This window comes from Mesorhizobium sp. 131-2-1 (genome assembly GCF_016756535.1).
Classification (GTDB): Bacteria; Pseudomonadota; Alphaproteobacteria; order Rhizobiales; family Rhizobiaceae; genus Mesorhizobium.
On sequence record NZ_AP023247.1, the window covers coordinates 4,126,728 to 4,151,904 of the forward strand.

Here is a 25,177-nt window from a genome sequence, read left to right on the forward strand (position 1 = left end):
CTATCAAACATCGTGTCAGCAGACTTCAGATCACAATTGCGAACTCTTGGTCTCGTACCCAACTTGATCAAACAAATCCTTGTTCTCCGCAAGTCATCACCGCAGGGGAACGATCAAGATTGACGTGCTCCTGGGCTATCGACGACATCGACCGACGCGCCGGCCTCGACAAAGGCGGGCGCTGCTATCGCGTGGGCATTGTCTAGCGGAATTCGGTCAGCGGCAAATTGATGTCGTTGCACAGATTGCTGCAGAAGGCTTGAATGTAATCGCGGTCTATGCCGATTTCGCGGGCACGCGCGAACGCTTCTTTGGCCTCCTTGAGTTGACGGACTTTCAAGTAGTCGGAGGATCTGACCAGCCATGCAATTGTCACCAGCGAACGGTTATAGGGGGATGGCAACAGCGAATAGGCTTTCTCCCCATATTTGATCGCGCCATCGATATCGCGATCGCGGAACAATCTTAGCCTGGCATAAGTGGCATTCGCGGTACCCGAGGTCGCATCCACCTCCAAAGCGCGGAGGTAGATTCGATCGGCCACGGTATGGTCGCCTCCCATCTCGTAGGCCAGCGCCAGCAGAGTGTCGTCAGGAAAATGCCGCTTTTGGTACAGGTCCATAACGTCGCCGTACCGGCCCTGAACAAACAACAATTGCGCTTCGCGATAGCCCATCGACGTGACGTCGTAGCCCTTGAGACCGGCCTCGTCGAGAAGTTGAGACATGGCCGCAACGTTGCCGAGACTAAGCGCCAGATCAAATCGAAGCTGCCATACCGGCACAGCCTGTTGCGGGTCATCCCTGATCTTGTCGAGGATCACGATCGCGGCCGCGGCATAATCCGGCCGGTACCGGGGCATGATGCCCTCGTTGTACATATAGCCCAATGTCAGATTGAGGCGTGCGGTCTCGTACAAAAGTGCTTTTGAAGGCGGCTGCTTGGCTTCAGCGCGCTGGACGATCTCCGTCAGCACATCCAGCAGACCCGGTTGAAATTCATAGCCGCTCAGGCACGCATGGATGACCTCGGCCAGTTTTCCCATATCTGGTTCGAGCGCGTATATCTGATTGGCCAGGGCGACCGCGGCATCGTGATCGGTGATCGCCTGCATCTTCGCGATCGCCAGGATCGCGTCGGCCATCGCGCTGGTCTTTCCGACCGTCTTGGGCAGTGCCGTCCTTGCCCATGTCAGCGCCTCCTCGCGGTGGCCCAGCCGGTCGAACATCAGAGACCAGGTGATGTCGACCCAGGGGTTCGCGGCGTCCAAGGCCTGCGCTTTCTCGAGTTGCTTTCGCGCTCCAGCCGGATAGCCGGAATAGATATAGGTTCGAGCCCCGTAGATATAGGCCGCTGGATAGGATGGATCGAGCTTCTCCAGCTCCTCGAACACAATGAAGAAGGACTTGCTCGAGAGGGCCATTCCCATGTAAGCGGCAACGCTCAGCCACTTTGCCCGGGTCGCTTCAACCTGCGCAGGGACGAAATCCGGGTGTGCGGCGATGAAGGCCTGGACTTCGCCTCTTATTTTCTGGTCATTTGCAGCTGTCCAGCCGTCGACCGCGCTGATCAGCTGCATGAATTCTTGCCGATCCGGCTCGTTGAGCTTTTCCAGCCATGGCTGCTCTGCCCGCGCGGCACCCAATTGGGCACCCCACATTAGAACGGACACTAGGAAGGCAGCAGCCCACGCCTTGACTGTCATAAATCGCATGTCGTTCCGACCGGTTTCTACACGGCAAGATTGCATTATGGCCAGTTAACGTCGGCGCAATCCGATTGTTCGAGTTTTACTGAGTTTGTTTTGGCGGTTCTTTGCCAGATCTCGCGTGACGAAGTATTGCACTTTCAGATGCGCAGGGTTCGTGTGCACGTTTGGCTGCGCCCGGGGAGTTGCGCAAATTCCTCGATGAGGTCGAGCGCTTCTTCGCCTTGCTGACGGACCGAGCCCTCAGACGAGGCGGTAACGCGGCCGAAGACGAGCGCGTTCGCGATGGATTCCGCAGGGCTGAGGCCAGTGCTAGGCACCAGCCTCAAACCAATGTCGACCTACTCCGCCGCCTCGTACCCAGCGATGCCCTTGATCTCCAAAAAATCCTCCAGTCCGTATTCGGCGTATTCACGGCCGTTGCCGGATTGCTTGTAGCCACCGAAGGGCAGGCCGGCGTCCCAGGTCGGGTAGTTGATGTAGACGTTGCCGGAGCGCATGCGGGCGGCTGCCTGGCGCGCCTTCTCGATGTCCTTGGCCTGGATGTAGGAGGCAAGGCCGAAGACGGTGTCGTTGGCCTGCTCGATTGCCTGCTCGACCGTGTCGTAGGGCATGATCGCCAGCACCGGCCCAAAAATCTCTTCGCGGGCGATGCGCATGTCGTGGGTGACGTCGGCGAAGACGGTCGGGCGGACATAGTAGCCGCGGTTGAGCTCGGCCGGGCGGCCGGGGCCGCCGGCGACCAGCGTGGCGCCTTCGTCGATGCCGCTCTGGATCAGATCCTGGATCTTGTCGAACTGGAGCTGGCTGACCACCGGGCCGAGTTTTGAACCCGGCGCATCGGCCGGACCGACGGTGAATTTTTCGGCCGCCGTTTTAGCATAGGCGGCCGCCTCGTCGTGACGGTCGCGCGGCACGAACATGCGCGTCGGCGCGTTGCAGGACTGGCCGCTGTTGCCGAAGCAGCCGGCGACGCCCTTGGTGACGGCCTTGGCGAGGTCGACATCGGGGAACAGGATGTTGGCCGACTTGCCGCCAAGCTCCTGATGCACGCGCTTGACCGTATCGGCGGCGGCCTTGGCGACGAGGATGCCGGCGCGGGTCGAGCCGGTGAAGGACATCATGTCGACATCGGGATGGCTGGCCAGCGCCTGGCCGACGGTCGGGCCGTCGCCATTGACGAGGTTGAAGACGCCCTTCGGCACGCCGGCCTCGTCGATGATCTCGGCAAAGATGATGGCGTCGAGCGGCGCGATCTCGCTGGGTTTCAGCACCATGGTGCAGCCGGCGGCGAGTGCCGGGCCGACCTTGCAGGTGATCTGGTTCAGCGGCCAGTTCCACGGCGTGATCAGGCCGACGACGCCGATCGGCTCCTTGACGATCAGCGACGAGCCTTTGACGTGGCGGAACTGAAAACTCTTCAGCACCTCCGCCATCTTCTCCAGATGCGCCTGGCCGACGCCGACCTGGCTGTCGAGCGCCATCTGACGCGGCGCGCCCATCTCGCGCGAGACGGCCAGCGCCAGGTCCTTGCTGCGCTTCTTGTAGATTTCGATGACGCGGTTGAGGATGTCGAGGCGCTCCTCGACCGAGGTGAAGCCGAATGTATTGAAGGCGCGCTTGGCCGCAGCCACCGCCTTGTCGACATCGGCTTTGGTGCCCAGCGAAATCTGCGCGAAGGCGTCCTCGGTCGAAGGATCGATGACGTCGAAATTGTTCGGCACCACCGGATCGACCCACGCGCCGTCGATGTAGAACTGCAGATTGTGCGACATGGTCGTTCTCCTAGTCCGTTCCGGTCCGTTTATCGTCAACTAGTCGTCGTATATCGTGAGAAATAACGATGCGGCAATCGCACCGTCAAAGGCAAGCGCGGGCGATTGAGCCAGTGTGTTGAATTCCCGATGTATACCGCCCAAAAATGTGCAGCGGTTTCGGGAAAACGACATGCAAAGAGACAAGGCTTAAGGCGCCAACCTCTTGCTCATAGCACGTGCAATCGTTTTGAAAAATCGATCATTATAACTCGAATAATTCGTTGGAAAGATTGGTTTCGGAATGCCATTTCCCGGGTGAGCACGTCTGGAGAATTGCATTGTCTTTCCTGCCCGCCACCGCGAACGATCTTCCAAGCAGCCTGACTTCGGCCAATCCCGGAAGCAGCAGCCCTGCCCTCGCCTCGCTTTCGGCCGGCATCGTGCCGGGGCTCGTCCTGGTGGCGATGATCACCAGCGTTGCCTATTCGGCCCGCAATGTCTCCGGCTTCGCGCTGTTCAGCCCGATGATCCTCGCGGTCGTCGCCGGCATGATCTATTCCAACGTGCTCGGCACGCCGGCGCATGCCAAGGCCGGCATCGCGTTTTCGCAGCGCCGGCTGCTGCGCTTCGCCATCGTGCTGCTCGGCTTCCAGTTGACGCTCGGCCAGGTGGCGGCGATCGGCGTTGGCGGCGTCGGCATCATTGCCGCCACGCTTGGCGCCACCTTCGTCTTCACCGTCACGCTCGGCCGGCTGATCGGCGTCGACCGCAAGCTCGCGCAACTGATCGCCGCCGGCACCTCGATCTGCGGCGCCTCGGCGATCGTCGCCACCAACATCGTCACCGATGCGCGCGACGAGGACGTCACCTACGCGGTTGCCGCCATCACGCTGTTCGGCACCATCGCCATGCTCGGCTACCCGCTGCTGGCGCCGGTGCTCGGCCTCGACCAGCACGCTTTCGGCCTTTGGGCCGGTGCGTCGATCCACGAGGTGGCGCAGGTGATCGGCGCCGGCTTCCAGGATGGTGCGCAAGCGGGCGAGACGGCGACCGTCGCCAAGCTGACCCGTGTCGCCATGCTGGCGCCGATGGTGATCGCGCTCGGCCTGATGGCGCGCCGCGGCAACGCCGACAGCTCAGCGGCAAAGCCGCCGATGCCGTGGTTCGTCGTGGCCTTCGTCGCGGTGGTGGCGCTGAACAGCCTGGTCACCATGCCGGCCGCAGTGCATTCGGCGATCGCCCTCGCCACCCAGATCATGCTAACCATGGGGCTCGCCGCCATGGGCCTTCAGGCCGACATCTCGCAGATCCGCTCGCGCGGCCTGCGCCCGCTGGCGCTGGCTTTCTCGGCCTTTGTGTTCATCGCAGCGTTTAGTTTGACGCTGGTGAAGTTCGCCTAAGGCTCCAAGGTCGCGATCCTTCGCGCCCCCCTCTGGCCTGCGGGCCATCTCCCCCGCAAGGGGGGGAGATCAGCAGTTGTGACGCCAGCCCTCGTCCAGCACCGGCGAAAATTGGCGAAAGCAGTCGAGACAGCCAATCTCCCCACCCGTGGGGGAGATGTCCGGCAGGACAGAGGGGGCGTCGTAGAACTCGACGGCGGACCTCTATTGGAGGAGCTAATCCTCGAACGAACTCGCCGCGACATAGATTGCGGCCAGCTTCTCGATACCGGCCTGGTCCTCCTTGTCGAAGCGGCCAGGCAGCGGGCTGTCGAGGTCGAGGACGCCGAAGACGCCGTCATTGTCCCTGAGCAGGACCACCAGTTCCGAGCGCGAATCCGCGTCGCAGGCGATGTGACCGGCAAAGTCGTGCACGTCCTTGACCAGCATCGACATGCCGAGATCGACCGCGGTGCCGCAGACGCCCTTGCCGACGGCGATGCGCACGCAGGCCGGCTTGCCCTGGAAGGGCCCGAGCACCAGTTCCTCGTCCGATTGCAGGAAGTAAAAACCGGCCCAGTTGAGGTCGGGCACCATCTGGTAGATCAGCGCCGCGGTGTTGGCGGCGTTGGCGATCGAGTCGCGCTCGCCCTCCAGCAGCGCCTTCAATTGCGCGGCGAGTTCAGCGTAGAAGGCCGGCTTGTCCGTGCTCTCGATGGCCTTTGCCGCCAACATCGTCGTGCCTCCGTTGCCAGCGCGGCGCTCCGCCCGGTTCGCTCTCTCTGCCACCAATAGGGCGGCGAGGCTATCACGAATTCCACCTAGGCGATCCGGATTGCACCGCAACATAGTTCTTCAGTTCCACCGGTTGGCAGCTAGCTCTGCCGGCGGCCGAACACGCGGGCGACGCGCCCCAGCGGGCCGGGAGTCGGAGCAGCCGGCTTGACCGGCGGCGGGGGCGCAGGCTCGGTCGCCGGATGATTTCTCTCGTCGCCCGCCATCGCCATCAGCGCCTTGTAGATCTCGAAGCCGGATGCCGGCCGCGCGCCCTGCATTCGCTGCCGGGTCAGTTCCGAACAGGTCGGGCTGCCGTCGGCACCAAGGATCTCGCCCATGGTCAACTTTTTGGTGAAGCCGAAGAGATCCCAGACGGCATGTTGGGTGGCCTGCGCGTCATAGGCGCGACTTTGGGCCTTGGCATGGATCTCCAGCAGTTGCGGGATCAGGAACTGCGCCTTCTCCGGCGAGGCCTCGCCTTCATAGGGCAGCAAGCTCCAGCCGGCCTCCAGCATCATCGTCCTGACCTTGTCGGGCTCGCGCCGAAGGGCGACGATGGTCGCGGGATCGACAAAGGCCGGGACATGGTTTCCCTGGACGTTGTGGGCGATGCCAACCTCGTCAAGCAGAGCCTTGCACTCGGGAACGAGCCAGACGGCCTTCGGAAAGATCGTCTGGAGTTCGAAGCCGTAGTTCAGTTCCATCGAAAGCCTCCGGCGTTTCAATCACCCTGACCTGCGTTAAGTCTCGCAACTTCCGCTTAAGGTTTGCCTATTTCGCATGGTGAACGGCTGGTTGACCGGCGGCCGCGCTAGCCTCGTTGCCAGCCCGGCGGGCCACCCGCTACAGTTCCGGCCACCGCGCCCGAGGAAAGAGCATCGTGAGTTCCATTCCCGCCACCCGAAAACGCGACCGCGCGCAGCCGCCGGCGGTGGGCGAAGCCCCCCTCACCTTCGCCGTGCTGGTCTTTCCCGGCTTTCCGATGATGGCGTTTTCCTCGCTCATCGAGCCGCTTCGCGCCGCCAACGTGCTGGCCAGGAAGGAGTGCTACCGCTGGGTGATCGTCGGCGCCGACAAGGGCACGATCGAGGCCTCGAACGGCGTCGTCATCCAGCCGGGTTTTTCCGCCTCCGACGCGCCCAAGGTCGACCGCATCGTCGTCTGTTCCGGCGGCGACGCCGACCATGTCGTGGCCGACGAGGCGATGAACTGGATCCGCAAGAGCCTGCGCAATGGCGCGCATATCGGCGCGGTGGCGGACGCGGCGTTCTTCCTCGCCCGCGCCGGCCTACTCGACGGCCATGCCTGCACCTTGCACTGGACCAGCCAGGCGGCCTTCACCGAGGCATTCCCGGACATCGAGCTCAGGCGCGACCTCTTCGTCATCGACCGCAAGCGCTTTACCTCGGCCGGCGGCGTCGGCAGCCTCGACATGATGCTGGAGATCATCACCGGCGATTACGGCGCCGAGCTCGCCGCCGGCGTCGCCGAATGGTTCGTGCACAGTCCGCTGCGATCTAGCGTCGACCGCAAGCTGATGCCGCTGCGCCTGCGCACCGGCGTCCAGAACGAACTGGTGCTGTCGGCCATCGCCATCATGGAGGACGCGGTCGAGGAGCGGCTGGGCATGGCGGAACTGGCGACAAGGCTGGGCGTCTCGCCGGACAAGCTCGAGCGCAACTTCCGCGCCGAGCTCAGCATCTCACCCAACGGTTATTACCGGCGGCTGAGGTTGAAGCGTGCCGCCGATCTCTTGGCGCATTCGACGCTGATGGTGCGCGACGTGGCGCTGGCCTGTGGCTTTGCGTCGATGTCGAGTTTTGCGAGGGCGTTTCGCGAAGAACACGGGCACGCGCCTAAGGCGATGCGGAGGCAGTAGCGTTTATCGCGCAACGTCGAGTTCCGTCACACCCCCCTCTGTCCTGCCGGACATCTCCCCCGCAAGGGGGGAGATCAGATGTCCGTCAGCTTTCGCCAATCTCCCACGTTCAAAAGGAGATGCGGCGGGCAGAACTGCCAATCTCCCCCCTTGCGAGGGAGATGGCCGGCAGGCCAGAGGGGGGTGCTGTCCCGCCAACGTCGCGCTTGCATGACGAAGTCGTACTGCGGCATCCGGCACGACATTTGCGGGATTCCGCACAAGCTCCATTCAACGCGCGGCTATGTTCCCTCGATCAGGAGGCACCGCCATGAGCATCGTCGTATTCGACCCCGACAGCACCGAGGATGTGGATTTCAAGGACCGCATGCGCCACCCGGCAGCGGCCGATCCGGCGGGCGGCATGTGGCTTTCCGATACCGAGCCGTCCTTCATCGACGCGGACGCGCTGCGCAAGGGGCGGCTCAAGAAACTGCGCGGTTGGATGCGGGAGGCGGGCTACGGCGCGGTCGTGCTCTTCGACCCCTACAACCAGCGCTACGCCACCGGCTCGCGCAACATGTTCGGCTATTTCCTGCGCAACTCGACCCGCTATTTCTTCATCCCCACCGAAGGTCCGGTGGTGCTGTTCGAATATCCGCAGAGCTACCACGTCTCGATGGTGCTCGACACGATCGACGAGGCGCGGCCGTCGAAACTGGTGTGGTCGTCGGTCTCCGGGCGCGACGACGAGACCGCCGGTCCGTTCGCCGACGAGATCACCGAACTTCTGAAAAAGCATGGCGGCGGCTCGATGAAGATCGGGCTCGACCGCTGCAGCCATCTGCAGGCGCTGGCGCTGGAAAAGCGCGGCTGCGAGGTCCGGGATTGCCAGGGCGAAATCCTCGCCGTGCGCGCGGTGAAGACGCCGGAGGAAGTGAAATGCCTGCAGGCCTCGATGGCCGGCGCCGAGGCGGCGGTGGCTGCCGTGCGCGAGGCGATCAAGCCGGGCGTTTCCGAAAACGAGCTGTTCGCCATCATGTATGGCGAGGTGATCCGCCAAGGCGGCGAATTCATCGAGACGCGGCTGCTCACCTCCGGCCAGCGCACCAACCCGTGGTTCAGCGAGGCGAGCGGCCGCAAGATCAGGCCGGGCGAGCTGGTCGCGCTCGATACCGACACGATCGGCTGCTACGGCTATTATTCCGATTTCTCGCGCACCTTCCGCTGCGGGCCGGGCAAGCCCACCGCCTACCAGAAATCGCTCTACCGCATGGCGCACGACCAGGTTCAGCACAACATCGGGATCGTGAAGCCCGGCATGGCCTTCCGCGAGATCGCCGAGAAGGCGTGGAAGATTCCGGACCGCTTCGTCGACCAGCGCTACACTTCGGTCATGCATGGCGTCGGCATGCATGGCGAGACGCCGTTCATCGCGCACTCGATGGATTACGAGACCTATGGCCGCGACGGCATCATCGTGCCCGGCATGGTGGTCAGCGTCGAAAGCTATATCGGCGAGAAAGGCGGCCGCGAGGGCGTCAAGCTGGAGGACGAGATTCTGATCACCGAGACCGGCACCGAGCTGCTCTCGCGCTTCCCCTATGAGGACGATTTCCTCGACGTTTGATGCTAGGCAGTCAGCATGAAAAACCCGATCTCAATCAGCAGAGGCACCGTGGCCGCAGTGTTCATCGATCTCCAGGAGGAGCATCGCAAGGACAGGCGCTACCTCGTCGAGGGGTTCGGCGACATCCTCGCCAATGTCCAGCGGCTGCAGGCGGCGGCGCGGCGCAATTTCGTCCCGCTTTATCACTGGGCTTACATCGTCGATCTCGCCGAGGCGCGGCCGTTCCATCCGGTGGACGCCAGCGGCAAGTCGGCCTTCTCCGACAAGGACGATCCGCTGACGGCGATCTGCGCCGAAGTGGCCCCGGCCGAGGGCGAGACGATGCTGGTCAAGACCGAGGCCAGCGCCTTCGGCAAGGGCGCGTTCGCCGAGACGCTGAAGGCCGCCGGCATCGAATGGCTGGTCATCGCCGGCGTGTGGACCGAGGCCTGCATCGACGCCACGGTGAAGGACGCGGTGGCGTCGGGCTTCCGCGTTCTCCTGGTCAAGGATGCCTGCGGCAGCGCCAGTAGCGCCATGCACCAGACCGCCATCCTCAATCTCGCCAACCGGCTCTATGGCGGCGCCGTCGCCAACACGCTCGACGCCTGCCGGCTGCTGGCTGGCGACACGGTAAGCGTCTGGCAGGTCGAGGGCTCGGTGCCGCTGCGCTTCACCTATGAGAACGCCGCCCGGCTCTACGACGAGCTTTGACGCGGGAAGCGATGAGCACGATCCACCAGCTCGAAACGGCCAGGCGGGGAAAATACGCCGCCCTGCTCGACCCCGAGCTGTGGGACTACATCGACCAGGTCAATGCATGGTTTCCGCCCGAGATCGCGGCCCGGCCGATCGCGGAGCAACGGGCGGTCTATGATGCGATGTGCCGGGCTTTCCATCAGGGCTATCGGGCGGGGGTCTCGGCGAGCGACGGCCTAGTCGCCGCCTACGGCCGCGACATCGCGATCCGGCGCTACCGGATGGCCGACAAGGCGCCACAGGCGATTGTCGTTTATTATCATGGCGGCGGCTTCGTGCTCGGCAATCTCGACAGCCATGACGACATCTGCGCCGAGATCTGCGCCGCCACCGGCTTCGAGGTGGTCTCGGCCGACTACCGCCTGGCGCCGGAACATCTCCATCCCGCCGCCTTCGATGATGCGCTGGCGGTGTTCGAATGGGTGGCCGCGACGAGCGCGCTGCCGATCGTGCTGTGCGGCGAGAGCGCCGGCGGCAACCTCGCTGCGGCGGCCGCGCACGCGACTCGCCATCACCCTCGCCGCGCCCACGGACAGGTCCTGATCTATCCAGAACTCGGCGGCGACCAGACGGCGCGCTCCTATGTCGAGCATGCCGAGGCGCCGCTGCTCGGTGTCAGCGATATTGACTTCTACCGCCGGAGCCGCTCGGTGCCGGGCCAATCGCTCGACGACCCGACCTTCTCGCCGCTTCGCGACGGCGATGTCTCCGGCCTGCCGCCAACCTTCATCATCACCGCCGAATGCGATCCGCTGTCGTCCGACGGCGAGGCCTATCGCGACCGCATTGTAGCCGCCGGCGGCTCGGCCTGGTGGCAGGAGGAGCCGCGCCTCGTGCACAGTTTTCTCCGCGCCCGCAACAGCGTGCCGCGCGCGGCCGAGGCGTTCCTCGACATCCTCTCGGCGATCGCTTCCGTCACTGTGCTGGGCACCGGCGATGGGGCTCCAATCTCCCCCACATGGGGGAGATAGGCGCGCGACACTCCTGCGGAACAGCGCACAAGAACTGCGGAAAAGCGAACATTTCCCCGCGTAACCCAGCCCTATCATTCCCTCAAGACAACGGCGCCCCGGCGGTCGCATCCGCCCCCCGCAACGCAACCAGCCGGGGCACCCAACGACAGAGGGAACGACGATGAAATACATGCTGACCGACAGAAAACTGCACCCGCGGGCAAGGCCGATTGCCGACGATTTCAGGAAGGGCGGCATCAGCCGGCGCGAATATCTGGCCATCATGGCCGGCTTCGGCGTCAGCGCCGCCGGCGCGCTGGCGCTGGGCGGGCTCAACCCCTCGCCTGCTCGCGCCGAGGAGCCGAAAAAGGGCGGCATCCTGCGCGTCGCCATGAACGTCAAGGGTTTTAAGGATCCGCGCACTTTCGACGGCGTCGAGATGTCCAACGTGGCGCGCCACTGCAACGAATATCTGGTGCGCTGGAACACCGACTTCAGCTTCGAGCCATGGCTGCTGGAGAGCTGGGAAACCAGCGATGACGCCAGGACGATAACGTTGCATGTGCGCAAGGGCATCGCCTGGTCGAACGGCGACACTTTCAACGCCGACGACGTGATCCACAATCTCACCCGCTGGTGCGATGCTTCCGTCGCCGGCAATTCGGTCGCCGCCCGCATGGGCGCGCTGGTCAATGCCGACACCAAGAAGCCGGTCGACGGCGGCATCGAGAAGGTCGACGACTTCACCGTCAGGCTCAATCTGCCGAAGCCCGACATCTCGCTGATCGCCGGCATGGCCGACTATCCGGCGCTGATCATGCACCGCTCCTACGAAGGCGACGGCGACCCGAAGAAGGCGTTGGCCATCACCACCGGCCCCTGCGAGCTGGTGAGCTGGGATGCCGAGACGGGCGCCGAAGTGAAGCGCAAGGACAAGCCGTGGTGGAAGGGCGAGTTCCATCTCGACGGCATCAAATGGGTCGATTACGGCTCCGATCCAAACGCCATGCTTTCGGCCTTCGAATCCGGCGAGATCGACACCGACCACGAGACCGCCTCCGACGCCGTCTCGCAGACCGACAAGATGGGGCTCGAAAATTCCGAGATCGCCACCGGCTCGACCATCGTTGCCCGCTTCAACGTCGGCAACGCGCCCTATGACGACGTCAAGGTGCGCCGCGCCGCCCAGCTTTCGGTCGACAATGCCGCCGTGCTGAAGCTTGGCCTCGACGGCAGAGGGAGGCCGGCCGACAACCACCATGTCGGCCCGATGCATCCCGAATTTGCCGATATCGGTCCAGCCAAACGCGACGTGGATGGGGCAAAGAAGCTGCTTGCCGAGGCCGGCAAGGCCGATCACGAGTTCGACCTGATCTCCGTCGATGTCGAATGGCAAAAGAGTACCGGCGACGCGATCGCCGCGCAGATGCGCGAGGCGGGTCTCAAGATCAAACGCACCGTGCTGCCGGCGGCGACCTTCTGGAACGACTGGAGCAAATACCCCTTCTCCTGCACCGAGTGGCTGGGACGGCCACTCGGCGTCCAGGTGCTGGCGCTGGCTTACAAATCGGGTGCCGCCTGGAACGAAAGCGCTTATGCGAACAAGGAGTTCGACGAGCTTCTCGACAAGGCGCTGGCGATGCCCGACGCTGCCCAGCGCAAGGAGATCATGGCCAAGATCGAAGAAAATCTGCGCCAATCCGGCATCATCATCCAGCCCTACTGGCGCTCGGTCTATCGCACCTATCGCAAGGGTGTGCATGGCTGCGAGCAGCACCAGTCGCTCGAGCAGCATTTTGAAAAGGTCTGGCTGGAGAGCTGATCCCTCCCAAGGTGGCGACCCTCGGCCGGCGTGGCTCAACAGAGCCGCGCCGGCCGTTGCCATGCATGCGTATTCATCCCAGATTGAGCGCGAACCCGGCTCGGGGTTTCCTCCCGCCGGCAAGAGCGAGAATCCGTCAGGCATGGATCAGTTCGACCTCGGCACCTACCGGCGCCCCATCTCTACCCGCTCGGCGGAGACGCAGCGCTGGTTCGATATCGGCCTGAACTGGTGCTACGGCTTCAACCACGAGGAAGGCACTAAGTGCTTCGCGAAAGCTCTGGAGTCGGATCCTGACTGCGCCTTCGTGCATTGGGGCATCGCCTATGCCGCCGGCCCTTTCTACAACCTGACCTGGAAGGAGCATGGCGAGGCCGAGGCCGACAGGGCCACAAGGCTCTGCTGCGATCATGTCCAGCTCGCGCTCGCCAGCAGCGCGCAGGCCAGCGCGGTGGAGCGGCGACTGATCGAGGCGCTGGCCGTGCGCTTCCAGAAACCGCACCGCGTGGCGCCAGCGGAATTCTCGCAGTGGGATGACGCCTATGCCGCAGCGATGCGCGAGGTCTATCGCGACTTCCCGAACGACCATGACGTGATGGCGCTCACCGTCGAGGCGCTGATGATGCGCACGGTCAGGCGGCTGTGGGATTTGAAGACCGGCAAGCCGGCGCCGAACTCCGACGTGCTGGAGGCGCTGGACGTCTGCGAGCGCGCGATCCGGATGTCGGACGAAGCAGGCACGACACCTCATCCGGCGATCCTGCATCTGCACATCCACCTGCTCGAAATGTCGACGCAGCCGGAGCGCGGCATACGCTCGGCCGAACGCTTGGGCACGATGTGTCCCGATGCCGGTCACATGAACCACATGCCCGGCCATATTTACGTGCTGTGCGGCGACTATGAGAAAGCGAAGCTTGCCAGCGAGAAGGCGGTACGCGCCAACGACTTCTATCTCGCCTATGCCGGCGAGACGACCTACTACCTGCTCGGCTGCTGCCACGACCTGCATCTGATGATGTTCACCTGCATGTTCCTCGGCCAATACGAGCCGGCGCTGTGGGCGGCGGACAAGGTGCGCAGCCTGGTGACACGCGATGTGGTGAGCATTCCCGACCGGCCGAAGCTGACGCAGACGGTGGAAGGCTACCACGCCATGAAATCGCATGTGCAGGTGCGCTTCGGCCGCTGGCGCGAGATCATCGACGAGCCGATGGCGGGCGAGCCCGATCTCTATGTGCTGACGACGGCCATGCAGCACTACGCCAAGGGTGTCGCGCATGCGGCGCTGCGAGAATTCGCGGCGGCCGAACGAGAGCGCGAGCGCTTCCACATGCATATGAGCCGCATCCCGCCGGAGCGGCGCTTTCTCAGCAATCCGACGCGGGCTTCGCTCGCCGTCGGCGCCGCCCTGCTCGACGGCGAGCTTGCCTATCACCAGGGCCGGCACGACGAGGCCTATGTTCATCTGCGGCGTGCGGTCGAGCTCGACGACAACCTCTCCTACACCGAGCCCTGGGCTTGGATGCATCCGCCACGCCACGCGTTGGCGGCGCTGCTTCTCGACCGGGGCCATGCCGAGGAAGCCGAGCAAGTCTATCGCGACGACCTGGGCTTGAGCGGCGCGGTGCAGCGCTGCGCCCAGCATCCGGACAATGTCTGGGCGCTGCATGGGCTTGTCGAATGCCTGAAGCGGCGCGGCGAGACCGACGAACTGCCCGGGTTCAAAGCCAGGCTCGCCGCGGCGTTGGCAAAGACCGACGTGCCGATCACTTCGTCCTGCCTGTGCCGGACAGGCGCGCGGTCAGGGCAGAGCTGCTGCCACTGAACATGGCCCTCTGTGCGCCACCACCGATCTCGCGTAGACAGTCTTGACCCAAGCTGGCCTGCGACGTGAGGACCCCCATGCGATTGCTGCTAAGTAGTCTCTTCGTCGGCCTCGCAGCCGTCAGCCTGTCGCCCAGTCGGGCCGCGGCCGACGATTGCGGCGATGCGGCCGCACTGGTGCAACTGGCCTATCCCAAGGCCCAGAAGAGCGCCGACGGCAAATCGTTCACGCTCGAAACCCATACCAGCATCGCCCTGACGCTGCCGGAAGGCGACAATTCGTTCGGTCTGGTCTGCAAGATCTGGCCCGCCCATGACGACGTGCTGCTGGTCGCGGTGCCGCTGATCGACAGCGCCAAGTCCAGCGACGGCGAGCATGTCGGCGATATCGAGCTCCTGGTCTTCGACATGAACAGCTCGCAGGTGCGCCAGCGCCTGCTCCAGCCCGGGCTGCTGAACGATGACGCCATCGCCATCCGCAAGATCGAATTCGATACCGGCCGCTACAGGCTGGCCTCCGATGTCACCGCCTTCGGCCTGCGCATCGAAATGGCGAACCATTCGCAGCCCAATCCCTTCCGTGAAACCGACTTCCGGCTCTATGCCCTCACCCGCGATGCGCTTCGCCTGGTGCTCGACGGCCTCGTCGTCGACAGTTTTGGCGGCGAAGGCGACGCCAGTTGCGCCGGATCCTTTCATTCCAGCCAGGCCAGCCTGTCGATGAGATCGGCGAGCCACCACGGTTATCACGACATCAACGTGCGCGACCGGATGAATACCGACGAGCCCTCCCCCGACAAGGACGGCGAGTGCCAGTCCCATCCCGGCAAGCCGGTGAAGCAGACCTACCGGCTCCGCTATGACGGCAGCCGCTATCCGGTTCCGGCGGCGCTCAAGGCCCTGGGGCCGTGAGAAGGCCATTTGCGTCCTTGCCGCAAGGATTCGTCCGGGAATAAGGTTTCACAGGACCAGAAAGCATGACGCAGACACTGCCGAAACGAAACGAGGCCTTCCGCGCCGGCGAGACCGCGCTGCTCCTGGTCGACATGCAGCGCGTCTGGCTGGAGCCCGGTGCCGATCCCTCGCATCCCGAACGCGGCCCGGACCATTATTTCTACCGGCAGACCGCCAGGCAGACGATCCCCAACCAGGAGCGCCTGCTGGCCGCCGCCCGCGCCAACGGCGTCGAGGTCGTCCACACCATCATCCAGAGCCTGACCGAGGACGGCCGCGACTGCTCGCTCGACCACAAGCTGACGCCGATCCATATCGCGCCCAGCCGACCGGAAGGACTGCCGGTGCCGTCGCTGGCGCCGGTCGGCGACGAGATCATGCTGCCCAAGACCTCGTCGGGCGTATTCAACTCGACCAACATCGACTATGTGCTGAAGAACCTCGGCGTGCGCTATCTCGTCGTCGTCGGCATCATGACCGACCAGTGCGTCGACATGGCGGTGCGCGACGCCGCCGACCGCGGCTACCTCGTCACCTGCGTCTCGGATGCCTGCGCCACCGCCACGCCGGAGCGCCATGACGGCGCGCTGAAAGCCTTCGGCGGCTATTGCTGGATCACTGATACGGACACCGTCGTGGCCCGCTTCGAGGCGCTGGGGAAAGCCGCATGAACACGCCGGCCGAATCGCTCGTCGCCGTCGTCACCACCGACCTTTCGGCCATCACGCGCGGCCGCTCGGTGGTGGAAAGCAAGCTGCAGAAGATCAGCGCCACCGGCGTCGGCTGGCTGCAGGCCAATCTGTCGCTGACCCCGTTCAACTCCATCGTCAGCCCCAACCCGTGGGGATCGTCTGGCGATCTGAGATTGCTGCCGGACCTCAACGCGCGCTTCCGCACCACCCGCACCGGCTCGGCGACCGCCTTCGACATGATCTGCGGCAACCTCGTCGAACTCGACGGCAGCCCGTGGCTCGGCTGCACGCGGATCATGCTGAAGGACGCGCTGGCCGAACTGAAGGCCGCGACCGGGCTGTCGGTCACCGCCGCCTTCGAGCACGAGTTCCACATCGCCGACGCCGACTTCGCGCCGAGCCATTCGATGTCGTTCGCAGCACTGCGTCGCGCCGACCCGTTCGCCGCCAATCTGATGGCGGCGCTGGAGGAAGCGGGCGTTGCGCCGGAGGTGGTGATCGCCGAATTCGGCAACGAGCAGTTCGAGGTGACGCATGAGCCGGCCGACGCGCTGACCGCCGCCGACCGCGCGGTCGCCATCCGCGAGATCACGCGCGAGGTGGCGCGCGTGGCCGGCTGGCGCGCCTCCTTCACCCCGAAGGCGGCCCCCGACGCCGTCGGCAACGGCGTCCACATTCATTTCAGCTTCATCGACGAGGCCGGCAAGCCGGCGGCCTACGATGCGGAGCGGCCGGGCGGGCTTTCCGAACAGGCCGGCGCCTTCTGCGCCGGCGTGCTGCGGCATCTGCCGGCTATCACCGCCATCACCGCGGCGAGCGTGCCATCCTACTACCGGCTGAAGCCGCACAGCTGGAGCTCGTCGTACACCTGGCTCGCCGACCGCGACCGCGAGGCATCGCTGCGCATCTGCCCAACGGCGACGATAGGCGGGCGCAATCCGGCGCGGCAGTACAACATCGAATACCGGGCGGCGGACGCCACCGGCAATCCCTATCTGTCGCTGGCGGCGATCGTGCGCGCCGGCCTAGAGGGGCTGAAGGCCAGGCTGCCGTCGCCTCTTTTGGTCACCGGCGACCCGACCGAGATGAGCGAGGCCGAGCGCGCCAGGCTCGGCCTGGTGCGGCTGCCGGAAACGCTGCCGGCGGCGGTCGACGCCTTCACCACTGACAGCACCGTCACCGGATGGTTCGCACCGCTCTTCGTCGAGACCTTTGTCGGCCTGAAGCGCCATGAGAGCGAGCGCCTTGCCGGCCTCGATCCGGTCGCCGTCTGCGATCTCTACCGGACGCTCTATTGATGACGCTTCAGCATGAAAGCAGGCCCGGAAGCGATTGGCCGGCGGCCGTCGAGGTGCTCAACGAACAGGGGCCGTCGGACATCGTGCTTCTGTGCGAGCATGCGTCCAACCATATCCCGGCCGAATACCGCCAGCTCGGCCTGGACGGCAGCCATCTCACGCGACACATCGCCTGGGATATCGGCGCCGCCGGGGTGACGCGGCTAATGTCGGGCCTGCTCGATGCGCCGGCCTTCCTCGGCGGCTATTCGCGGCTGCTGATCGACCTCAACCGGCCGCTGGGCAGCAGCACCAGCATCCCAGTTCTGTCCGAGGCGACCGAGATCCCCGGCAATGTCAGGCTCGATGCGGCGGAACGGGCGCGGCGCGCCGAGATCATGTTCACGCCGTTCCATGACCGGGTGGCGGCGCATCTCGACAGCCGCATCGGCGACGGCAGGCCGACGCGGATCGTCACCATCCACTCCTTCACGCCGGTTTTCCTCGAGGCGTCGCGGCCCTGGCATGCCGGCGTGCTCTACAGCCAGGCCGGCGATTTCGGCGAGGCGATCCTCGCCGGGCTCGGCCGCGACGGCACACTCAATGTCGCGGCCAACGTGCCCTATCTCATCGGTCGCGAGGACGACTATGCCGTGCCTGTCCATGGCGACGATCGCGGCATTCCGGCCGTGCTGATCGAGATCCGGCAGGACCTGCTGGCTGACCGCCAGGCCATCGAGGCCTGGGCCAGGCGGCTCACCGCCGCGCTGCAGGCCGAGCAGGCGGCCTGATGCGCGACGACGCCGACGTCGCCGGCTTCATGATGTTGCGAACACGGCGACCACCTTCTCCGCTACGAGAAGATCTCCGCCAGCTCCTCGACGCTGGTGCCTTCCTTGACCTGGCGCAGTTCGATGTAGCCGACCGCCGTGGCTGTCGACATCACCATCGAGACCACGCTTTGCACCAGCGCAGCCAGAATGGCGGCAAGGATTCCGTGGAAGAAGACGACAACCACCGCCGCGACCGACTGGATCACCATGGCTATGATGAAGAGGATCACGAACAGCCCGAACAGCGCCCAGCAGCTGCCCTTGGTCAGCACACGGCTGCGCGACATCGAGCCGAAGACACCGAGCCGCTCCTGGATCAGGACCGGCACCGCCACAGACCAGCCGAGCCAAAGGATGATGCCGGGAACGAGCAGAGCGAGAGCGGCAAGGCCCGCGCCAAGACCCACCAGAATGCCGATCCCCAGGGTCGGCAGCAGATAGCGTATCGCTATCGTGATGCAATCGCCGAAGGAGGGTGACTTGCCGTTAAGGTCCTCGACGGTTGCCCTTACAAGCGCCGACTGAAGCAGCAGCCCGCAGATGAAGGATACCAGTCCGGCGACGATACTGACCCAGGAATTGCGCAACATCGCTTCGGGATCGGCCGCCGCGCCGGGATCCGTCTGCAGCATCACGTCCACACGCGATTCGGTCCAAAGCTGCGCGACAAGCGCCGGCAAGCCGGAGAACAGCGCTGCAAGACCAACATAAAGTCCAATGTTGCGGCCGATCACGGAAAAGGTGTTGTTGAACACCCTGCCGATCTGGAATTTCTCAGGCCGTGTCAGTGTCGTTGAAGTCATAAGGCACCCCCTTAACCACCACCGCATAATGGCTGGTTCTCACGATAGTAAATGTGACAAGATTAACAGTTGGCGTCCAGCCTACTTGCAATTGTCTTGCCGCATTGCCAGTGTCGGCGCCGCGGGTTTGCAGGGGAGCGAATGGGTGGCAGTTGCACAGCCGGGCACAGCGGATGCCGAATTGCTGGCGAAGGCGCACAAGCAGCTGCTGGCCGACACGTCCATCCAGTTCGACCTGCCGGCCTTCGCGCCGCCCCAGCCGCCGGCCTGGCTGAAGCCACTGCTGGATTTCCTGGCCCAGCTCGGCCCCTATATGATCTACCTGTTCTGGGGCGCGGTGATATCGGGCGCCACGATCATCCTGTTTCTGGTCGTTCTCGAAATGAAAGGCATTGCCTGGCGCCTGCCGTGGCGGCGCGCGCGGGGCGAAGCCGAGGCGGAGGAGGAATGGCGGCCGGACGTTGCCGCAGCTCAAATCCTGCTGTCGGAAGCCGACGCCCTTGCGGCGCGCGGCGACTATGACGAGGCGGTCCATCTGCTGCTTCGCCGCAGCGTTGCCGACATTGCCGGGCGGCTGCCCGACTTCCTGCGGCCGTCGCTGACGGCGCGCGACATCGCCAATGCCCCTTCCCTGCCGTCGCGGGCGCGCGGCGCCTTCAGCGAGATCGCGCGCATCGTCGAGGCTGCGCTGTTCGCCCGCCGGCCGGTCGGCGCCGAGGGCTGGCAGAAGGCGCGCGGCGCCTATGAGCGCTTCGCCTTCCGGGATGCCTGGGCATGAGCGCGCAGGCAGCCGAGGAACAAGAACCGTTCAGCCGCAGGACACTGTTCTGGGGTATCTTCGCCAGCCTGTTCGCCGCCGCCGGGTTCTTCCTCCTGTCGACATATGCTCCGGACTTCCGTGCTCCGAGCAATGGTGGTGCGACGCCACTGTCCAAGGGCGGCACCGGCTATGCCGGGATCGTCGAATGGCTGAAACTGACTGGTACCCCACCGCCGATGGCGCGCAGCGAGGAGGATCTGAGCACCAGGCTGGTGTCCGGCTTCCTGCTGATCGTCACCATATCGCCCGACAGCGACCCGGCCGCGCTCGACCGCATCATCAAGCTCCGGTCGGGCAAGGATACGCTTTTCGTGCTGCCCAAATGGCAAACCCTGCCACTACAAACGCACGACGGCTGGGAGATGAAAATCGAGCGCTTGCCCGAGGCGGTCGTGAACGAGTGGCTCGGCCGCATTGCAAAGGCCAAGCTCGGTGTCGGCAAGAGCACGATCGAACACCTCGACATTGGAGGGCATCTCGTCGCCGCTCCCGAAGACATGCAATGGGTGGCCGACGATCACCCGCTGATCTCCGCCGGCAATGGCAAGGCCGTTCTGATCGAACTCGACGACAAGCCCTTCTACATCCTGACCGACCCGGACCTGATCAACAACGCTGCGCTCAAGGATCTCGACAAAGCTCGGGCTGCGCTCGACCTGATCGCCATGCTGGAACCCGGCAAGGGTGCGGTGATGTTTGATCTCACGCTGCACGGCGCCGGGCGCAAATACGACCTCGCCAAGCTTTTGGTCGAGCCGCCCTTCCTGGCGCTGACACTGTCGATCCTCGCCGCCGCGGCGCTGGCCTTCCTGCACGGGCTTGGCCGGTTTGGGCCGCCGCGCGCCGAAGGCCGGGCGATCGCCTTCGGCAAGCGGGCGCTGGTCGACACCACGGCGATGCTGTTCAAGCGCGCCGGACGACTGGAGGAACTGGGCGATCGCTATGGCGCGCTGATGCGGCAGCGCGCCGGCGCGCTGCTCGGCGCCCCGCACGGGCTGCAGGGCGAAGCGCTCGACCGCTGGCTCGATTCCCGTGACAAGGGCGAGGCCCAGGGGTTCACAACGCGGCTCAAGGCTGCGGACAATGCCAGCACGCTGGCGGACATGCATGAGGCAGCCGAACGGCTGCACGACTGGACGGCAAGGAGGCTCGGTGAACGTCGATGATGTGAAGGCCCTGGCGATAGCGATCAGGGAAGAAGTGGCGAAAGCGATCACCGGCCAGCACGACACGGTCGACCTGATGCTGACCGCCCTGTTCGCCGGCGGCCATATATTGCTCGAAGGGCCGCCGGGAACCGCCAAGACCATGACCGCGCGCTGCTTCGCGCAGGCGCTCGGCGTCGCCTATGGGCGCATCCAGTTCACGCCGGACCTGATGCCCGGCGACATCGTCGGCTCCAACATCTACAATTTCCAGACCGGGCAGTTCACGCTGACGCGCGGCCCGATCTTCTGCGATCTCCTGCTGGCCGACGAGATCAACCGCACGCCGCCCAAGACGCAAGCCGCCCTGCTGGAGGCCATGCAGGAGCACGCCGTCACCTTCGACGGCACCACCCATTCGCTCGGCCGCAATTTCATGGTGGTGGCGACGCAGAACCCGATTGAGCATCAGGGCGTCTATCCCCTGCCCGAGGCACAGCTTGACCGCTTCCTGTTCAAGCACAGGGTGAGCTATCCGGACCTGCAGGAAGAGCGCGCCATCATCGTCCATCACGGCAGCGGTTCCGCCTCGCACGACATCGCGCAATACGGCATCAAGGCCCAGACCGACCGCAAGACGCTGGAAAAGGCGCTCGAAACCGTCGGCTCCGTCACTCTGGTCGACGACGTCGTCAACTATATCGCCGCGCTCGTGCGCGCCACGCGCGAGAGCCCGGACCTGGAGGTCGGCGCCAGCCCGCGCGCGGGCGCCATGCTGGCGCGGGCGGCGCGGGCGCGGGCGACGCTCGACGGTCGCGCCTACGTGATCCCCGACGACGTCAAGGCGCTCGCCGTGCCGGCGCTGCGCCACCGCGTCATCCTTTCGCCGGCAGCCCAGATCGACGGGCGGCTGGTGGAGCAGATCGTGTCCGACCTTGTCGACCAGACGGAAGCGCCGCGTTGATCTATCCGAGCGGCAGAGCGGTCTGGGCAGCGGCGGCGGGAGCGATCCCGGCCTTCCTGATCGCGCTGGCGCTGCCGTCCTTCTGGTATCTCGGTCTGCTCTGGATCTGCCTGCTGCTTGCCTTCCTGGCGGTGGACGCGGCCGCCGGTCGCGGGCGCGCCTCGCTCAGCGCCAGCCTCGACGCGCCGCCGCAGGTGGGCGTCGGCGGGCGTTTCGCCGTCCATGTCGCCGCCAGCCTCGGCAGGCAGGCGCGCATGCTGCAGGCGCGCGTCGGGCACGACCAGCGGCTGGAGCCGATCAAGGGCACCGGCGGCGCGCTGCCGGCGGATGGCGGCACGCTCGACCTCGAATTCACGGCACTCCGGCGCGGCATGGCCAATTTCGACCGGCTGTGGCTGCGCTGGCTCGGGCCGTTCGGGCTGGTCTGGAACCAGGTCGTGCTGCCGATGGACGAGAAGGTGGCGGTGCTGCCCGACGTCAGCCGCGCCCGTGACGAGGCGATCACGCTTCTGCAGCGCTCGGCGCAGGCCGACGGTCATGCCCAAAAGCGCGCCGGCCAGGGCCGCGAGTTCGAGGCGCTGAAGGATTATCAGCCCGGCATGGGCCGGCGGATGATCGACTGGAAGCGCAGCGCCCGCCACGGCAAGCTTCTGGCGCGCGAGTTCCGGATCGAGGAGAACAACAACATCGTGCTCGCCATCGACAGCGGGCGCCTGATGTGCGAGCCGGTCGACGGCGTGCCGAAGGTGGACCGCGCGGTGACGGCGGCGCTGCTGTCGGCCTTCATTGCGCTGAAGGGCGGCGACCTCGTCAGCCTGTTCTCCTTCGACGCGCGGCCGCGCGTCTCCAGCGGCGCGGTGCGCGGCTCCGCCGGCTTCCCGATGATCCAGAAGCGGGCTGCCGAGATCGACTATTCCAGCGAGGAGACCAATTTTACGCTGGCGCTGACGACGCTCGCGGCCAGGCTCGACCGGCGCTCGCTGGTCATCATCTTCACCGATTTCGTCGACCCGATCAGCGCCGAGCTGATGCTGCGCACCGTCGGCCGGCTGACCGAGCGGCACCTGGTGCTGTTCATGATGATGAAGGATGTCGAACTGGAGAGCCTGGCCGACATGCCGCCCGCGACGCCGGAGGACGTGGCGCGCGCCGTCACGGCCGGCGGCCTGCTCCGGGAACGGCAGGTGGTGATCGGGCGGCTGAGGCTGCTCGGCGCGCATGTCATCGAGGCCGATCATCAGCGGCTCGGCCCGGCGCTGGTCGAGCGCTATCTCGAGCTCAAGCAGGAGAATCTTTTGTGACGATCCCGGCCGGCACCGATGCGGTACGCCAGACGCTCGCCAGCTTCCGCCAGGAGCGCGAGGCCGACTGGCAGGCGTTCGAGGCGCTGCTGGCGCGGGTCGAGAAACGGGCGCCGCGCACGCTGTCGGAAGACGAGCTTCTGTCGCTGCCGCTGCTCTACCGCTCGGCGCTGTCCTCGCTCTCGGTGGCCAGGGCGACGTCGCTCGACAATGCGCTCGTCTCCTATCTCGAAGCGCTCTGCCTGCGCGGCTATTTCTACCTTTACGGCGCCCGGCGCGGCTTGCGGCAGCGCATCGGCGATTTCTTCCTGCACGACTGGCCGAACGCCATCCGTGCGCTGTGGCGCGAGACCCTTGTGTCGGTCGGGCTGACGGCGGTCGGAGCCGGCGCAGGCTACTGGCTGGTGGCGTCCAACAAGGGCTGGTACGACGCCATCATTGCTCCGAGCCTCGCCGGCGGGCGCAATCCGGATTCGTCGGCCGAGATGCTGCGCAGCGTGCTCTATGGCGGCGCCGACAGCCAATTCCTGTCGAGCTTTGCCGCCTATCTCTTCACCCACAACACCCAGGTGGCGATCTTCGCCTTTGCGCTCGGCTTTGCCTTTGCCGCGCCGAGCGTGCTGATCATCCTGATGAACGGCTGCATGCTCGGCGCGATATTCCAGATCTACGCCGCCAAGGGGCTGGGTTTCGGGCTCGGCGGCTGGCTCGCCATCCATGGCACCACCGAGCTGTTCGCCATCGCGCTGGCGGGGGCCGCCGGCATGCGCATCGGCACGCGCATCGCCTTTCCCGGCGAGTTGACCCGGATGGCGTCCGCCGCCGAGGCCGGACGGATCGCCGCGACGGTCATGGTCGGCGTCGTCGTGATGCTTTTGTTTGCCGGCCTGCTCGAAGGCACCGGCAGGCAGACGATCACCGACGATGGCGCTCGCTACGCCATTGGCGGCGGCATGCTGGCGCTATGGGTTGCCTATTTCTATCTGTTCCGAATGGTGCGGCATGGCGATGGCTAGACGCGCCACCCTCGCGCCGACGCGGCCGCTGATCACGCCGGAAGGCGTCGATCTGCGCATCAAGCTGGCCGACGCCGGCACGCGGGCCGCCGCCTTCCTGCTCGATGTGGTGATCATCGCCACCGCCGCGGTCGTCATCACCATCGTCGCGCTGTTCGGACTTCACGGCATCGGCTTCGGCGGGCTGCAGCCGCTGTTCGTCGTCTGGATCATTCTGATCTTCCTGCTGCGCAACGCCTATTTCATCGCCTTCGAGGCCGGCCGCCGCGCCGCGACGCCCGGCAAGCGCATCGTCGGCATCCGGGTCGCTTCGCGCAGCGGCGCCGGTCTGTCGGTCGACCAGGTCATCGCGCGCAATCTGATGCGCGAGATCGAGATCTTCCTGCCGCTGTCGATCATCGCCGGACGCGGCGGCGCCGGCGTCGCCGATACGTTGACCACCGTCTTTGGACTGGTGTGGGCGCTGCTCTTCGCGCTCTTCCCGCTCTTCAACCGCGACCGGCTGCGCATCGGCGACCTGCTCGCCGGGACATGGGTGGTCGAGGCGCCAAGGCTGAAGCTGGTCGAGGATCTGTCGCGGAGGAAAGATCCGGTGGCGGGGGTCTTCCGTTTCAGCCAGGCGCAGCTCGACGCCTATGGCATCGCCGAGTTGCACAAGCTGGAAGAGGTGCTGCGCCGCGACGACTACTTCGCGCTGCGGACGGTGGCGGACACGATCGGCAAGAAGATCGGCGTGACGGTCGAAGCGCCGGATTCCAAGGCGTTCCTCACGGCCTATTATGGTGAGCTCAGGGCGCATCTCGAGCGCAAGCTGCTGCTTGGGAATCGCAAGACGGACAAGCACGCGCGGTAAGACGCATTTTTGCTACAGTTACGACGTCAAAAACAAAAACAGGCAGATTAAGGTAATGCCCATTATTTGC

At 65.2% G+C, this 25,177-nt stretch carries 22 protein-coding genes; 17 read left to right on the top strand and 5 right to left on the bottom strand.

Annotation, left to right across the window (positions count from 1 at the left end; genetic code table 11):
• Positions 1–202: 202 nt before the first annotated feature.
• The gene (locus JG743_RS20040) at positions 203–1,705 is read right to left on the bottom strand and encodes a hypothetical protein (protein ID WP_202292497.1); all 1,503 of its coding nucleotides are present in this window, start codon (positions 1,703–1,705) and stop codon (positions 203–205) included.
• Between the two features lie 344 nt (positions 1,706–2,049).
• Entirely contained in the window at positions 2,050–3,483 is a 1,434-nt protein-coding gene (locus JG743_RS20045) for an aldehyde dehydrogenase family protein (RefSeq protein ID WP_202292498.1), read from the bottom strand.
• 320 nt (positions 3,484–3,803) lie between these two features.
• On the opposite strand from JG743_RS20045, the gene JG743_RS20050 reads away from it, so the two are divergent.
• Positions 3,804–4,865 carry a YeiH family protein gene (locus JG743_RS20050; RefSeq protein WP_202292499.1) on the top strand — a complete coding sequence of 354 codons (1,062 nt, stop codon included), beginning with the start codon at positions 3,804–3,806 and terminating at the stop codon, positions 4,863–4,865.
• A gap of 216 nt (positions 4,866–5,081) precedes the next feature.
• Here JG743_RS20050 and JG743_RS20055 read toward each other — a convergent pair whose 3' ends face one another.
• Together JG743_RS20055 and JG743_RS20060 are read right to left on the bottom strand one after the other, a co-directional pair.
• The gene (locus JG743_RS20055) at positions 5,082–5,579 is read right to left on the bottom strand and encodes a GAF domain-containing protein (protein ID WP_202292500.1); all 498 of its coding nucleotides are present in this window, start codon (positions 5,577–5,579) and stop codon (positions 5,082–5,084) included.
• A 140-nt stretch (positions 5,580–5,719) separates the two neighbouring features.
• A complete protein-coding gene (locus JG743_RS20060) occupies positions 5,720–6,325 on the bottom strand; it encodes a hypothetical protein (protein ID WP_202292501.1) in 606 nt (201 codons plus the stop codon).
• A 278-nt stretch (positions 6,326–6,603) separates the two neighbouring features.
• Between JG743_RS20060 and JG743_RS20065 the strand changes: the two genes are divergently transcribed.
• The 10 genes from JG743_RS20065 (at position 6,604) to JG743_RS20110 (ending at position 18,163) form a co-directional block, all read left to right on the top strand.
• Positions 6,604–7,500: a GlxA family transcriptional regulator gene (locus JG743_RS20065; protein ID WP_244673206.1), complete on the top strand. Its 897-nt coding sequence runs from the start codon at positions 6,604–6,606 to the stop codon at positions 7,498–7,500.
• Positions 7,501–7,810: 310 nt separating this feature from the next.
• A complete protein-coding gene (locus JG743_RS20070) occupies positions 7,811–9,109 on the top strand; it encodes a M24 family metallopeptidase (protein WP_202292502.1) in 1,299 nt (432 codons plus the stop codon).
• 15 nt (positions 9,110–9,124) lie between these two features.
• Positions 9,125–9,802, top strand: a complete 678-nt coding sequence (locus JG743_RS20075; protein WP_202292503.1) for an isochorismatase family protein — start codon at positions 9,125–9,127, stop codon at positions 9,800–9,802.
• An 11-nt stretch (positions 9,803–9,813) separates the two neighbouring features.
• Complete coding sequence (locus JG743_RS20080) at positions 9,814–10,818, top strand: alpha/beta hydrolase (protein WP_202292504.1); 1,005 nt, start codon at positions 9,814–9,816, stop codon at positions 10,816–10,818.
• 163 nt (positions 10,819–10,981) lie between these two features.
• Complete coding sequence (locus JG743_RS20085; protein ID WP_202292505.1) at positions 10,982–12,622, top strand: ABC transporter substrate-binding protein; 1,641 nt, start codon at positions 10,982–10,984, stop codon at positions 12,620–12,622.
• Between the two features lie 142 nt (positions 12,623–12,764).
• Entirely contained in the window at positions 12,765–14,450 is a 1,686-nt protein-coding gene (locus JG743_RS20090; protein WP_202292506.1) for a tetratricopeptide repeat protein, read from the top strand.
• A 77-nt stretch (positions 14,451–14,527) separates the two neighbouring features.
• Positions 14,528–15,361: a hypothetical protein gene (locus JG743_RS20095; RefSeq protein WP_202292507.1), complete on the top strand. Its 834-nt coding sequence runs from the start codon at positions 14,528–14,530 to the stop codon at positions 15,359–15,361.
• Between the two features lie 65 nt (positions 15,362–15,426).
• A complete protein-coding gene (locus tag JG743_RS20100) occupies positions 15,427–16,074 on the top strand; it encodes a cysteine hydrolase family protein (protein ID WP_202292508.1) in 648 nt (215 codons plus the stop codon).
• Complete coding sequence (locus JG743_RS20105) at positions 16,071–17,393, top strand: glutamine synthetase (RefSeq protein WP_202292509.1); 1,323 nt, start codon at positions 16,071–16,073, stop codon at positions 17,391–17,393. The genes JG743_RS20100 and JG743_RS20105 overlap by 4 nt, the downstream gene beginning before the upstream one ends.
• Positions 17,393–18,163: an N-formylglutamate amidohydrolase gene (locus tag JG743_RS20110; RefSeq protein WP_202292510.1), complete on the top strand. Its 771-nt coding sequence runs from the start codon at positions 17,393–17,395 to the stop codon at positions 18,161–18,163. Before JG743_RS20105 ends, JG743_RS20110 begins: the two co-directional genes overlap by 1 nt.
• Positions 18,164–18,225: 62 nt before the next feature.
• On the opposite strand, the gene JG743_RS20115 is transcribed toward JG743_RS20110, so the two are convergent.
• The gene (locus tag JG743_RS20115) at positions 18,226–19,008 is read right to left on the bottom strand and encodes a hypothetical protein (RefSeq protein ID WP_202292511.1); all 783 of its coding nucleotides are present in this window, start codon (positions 19,006–19,008) and stop codon (positions 18,226–18,228) included.
• A 145-nt stretch (positions 19,009–19,153) separates the two neighbouring features.
• Here JG743_RS20115 and JG743_RS20120 point away from each other — a divergent pair, with 145 nt between their 5' ends.
• From JG743_RS20120 to JG743_RS20145, 6 genes are read left to right on the top strand one after another with little or no spacing between them, the layout of a single operon-like run.
• Positions 19,154–19,786, top strand: coding sequence for a DUF4129 domain-containing protein (locus JG743_RS20120; protein WP_202292512.1), 633 nt, complete (start codon positions 19,154–19,156; stop codon positions 19,784–19,786).
• Positions 19,783–20,994, top strand: coding sequence for a DUF4350 domain-containing protein (locus JG743_RS20125; RefSeq protein ID WP_202292513.1), 1,212 nt, complete (start codon positions 19,783–19,785; stop codon positions 20,992–20,994). Before JG743_RS20120 ends, JG743_RS20125 begins: the two co-directional genes overlap by 4 nt.
• Complete coding sequence (locus tag JG743_RS20130; protein ID WP_202292514.1) at positions 20,981–21,937, top strand: AAA family ATPase; 957 nt, start codon at positions 20,981–20,983, stop codon at positions 21,935–21,937. Before JG743_RS20125 ends, JG743_RS20130 begins: the two co-directional genes overlap by 14 nt.
• Positions 21,934–23,238 carry a DUF58 domain-containing protein gene (locus JG743_RS20135; RefSeq protein ID WP_202292515.1) on the top strand — a complete coding sequence of 435 codons (1,305 nt, stop codon included), beginning with the start codon at positions 21,934–21,936 and terminating at the stop codon, positions 23,236–23,238. The genes JG743_RS20130 and JG743_RS20135 overlap by 4 nt, the downstream gene beginning before the upstream one ends.
• Positions 23,235–24,254 carry a stage II sporulation protein M gene (locus JG743_RS20140; RefSeq protein WP_202292516.1) on the top strand — a complete coding sequence of 340 codons (1,020 nt, stop codon included), beginning with the start codon at positions 23,235–23,237 and terminating at the stop codon, positions 24,252–24,254. The genes JG743_RS20135 and JG743_RS20140 overlap by 4 nt, the downstream gene beginning before the upstream one ends.
• The gene (locus JG743_RS20145) at positions 24,241–25,107 is read left to right on the top strand and encodes an RDD family protein (RefSeq protein ID WP_244672832.1); all 867 of its coding nucleotides are present in this window, start codon (positions 24,241–24,243) and stop codon (positions 25,105–25,107) included. Before JG743_RS20140 ends, JG743_RS20145 begins: the two co-directional genes overlap by 14 nt.
• Positions 25,108–25,177 lie beyond the last annotated feature (70 nt).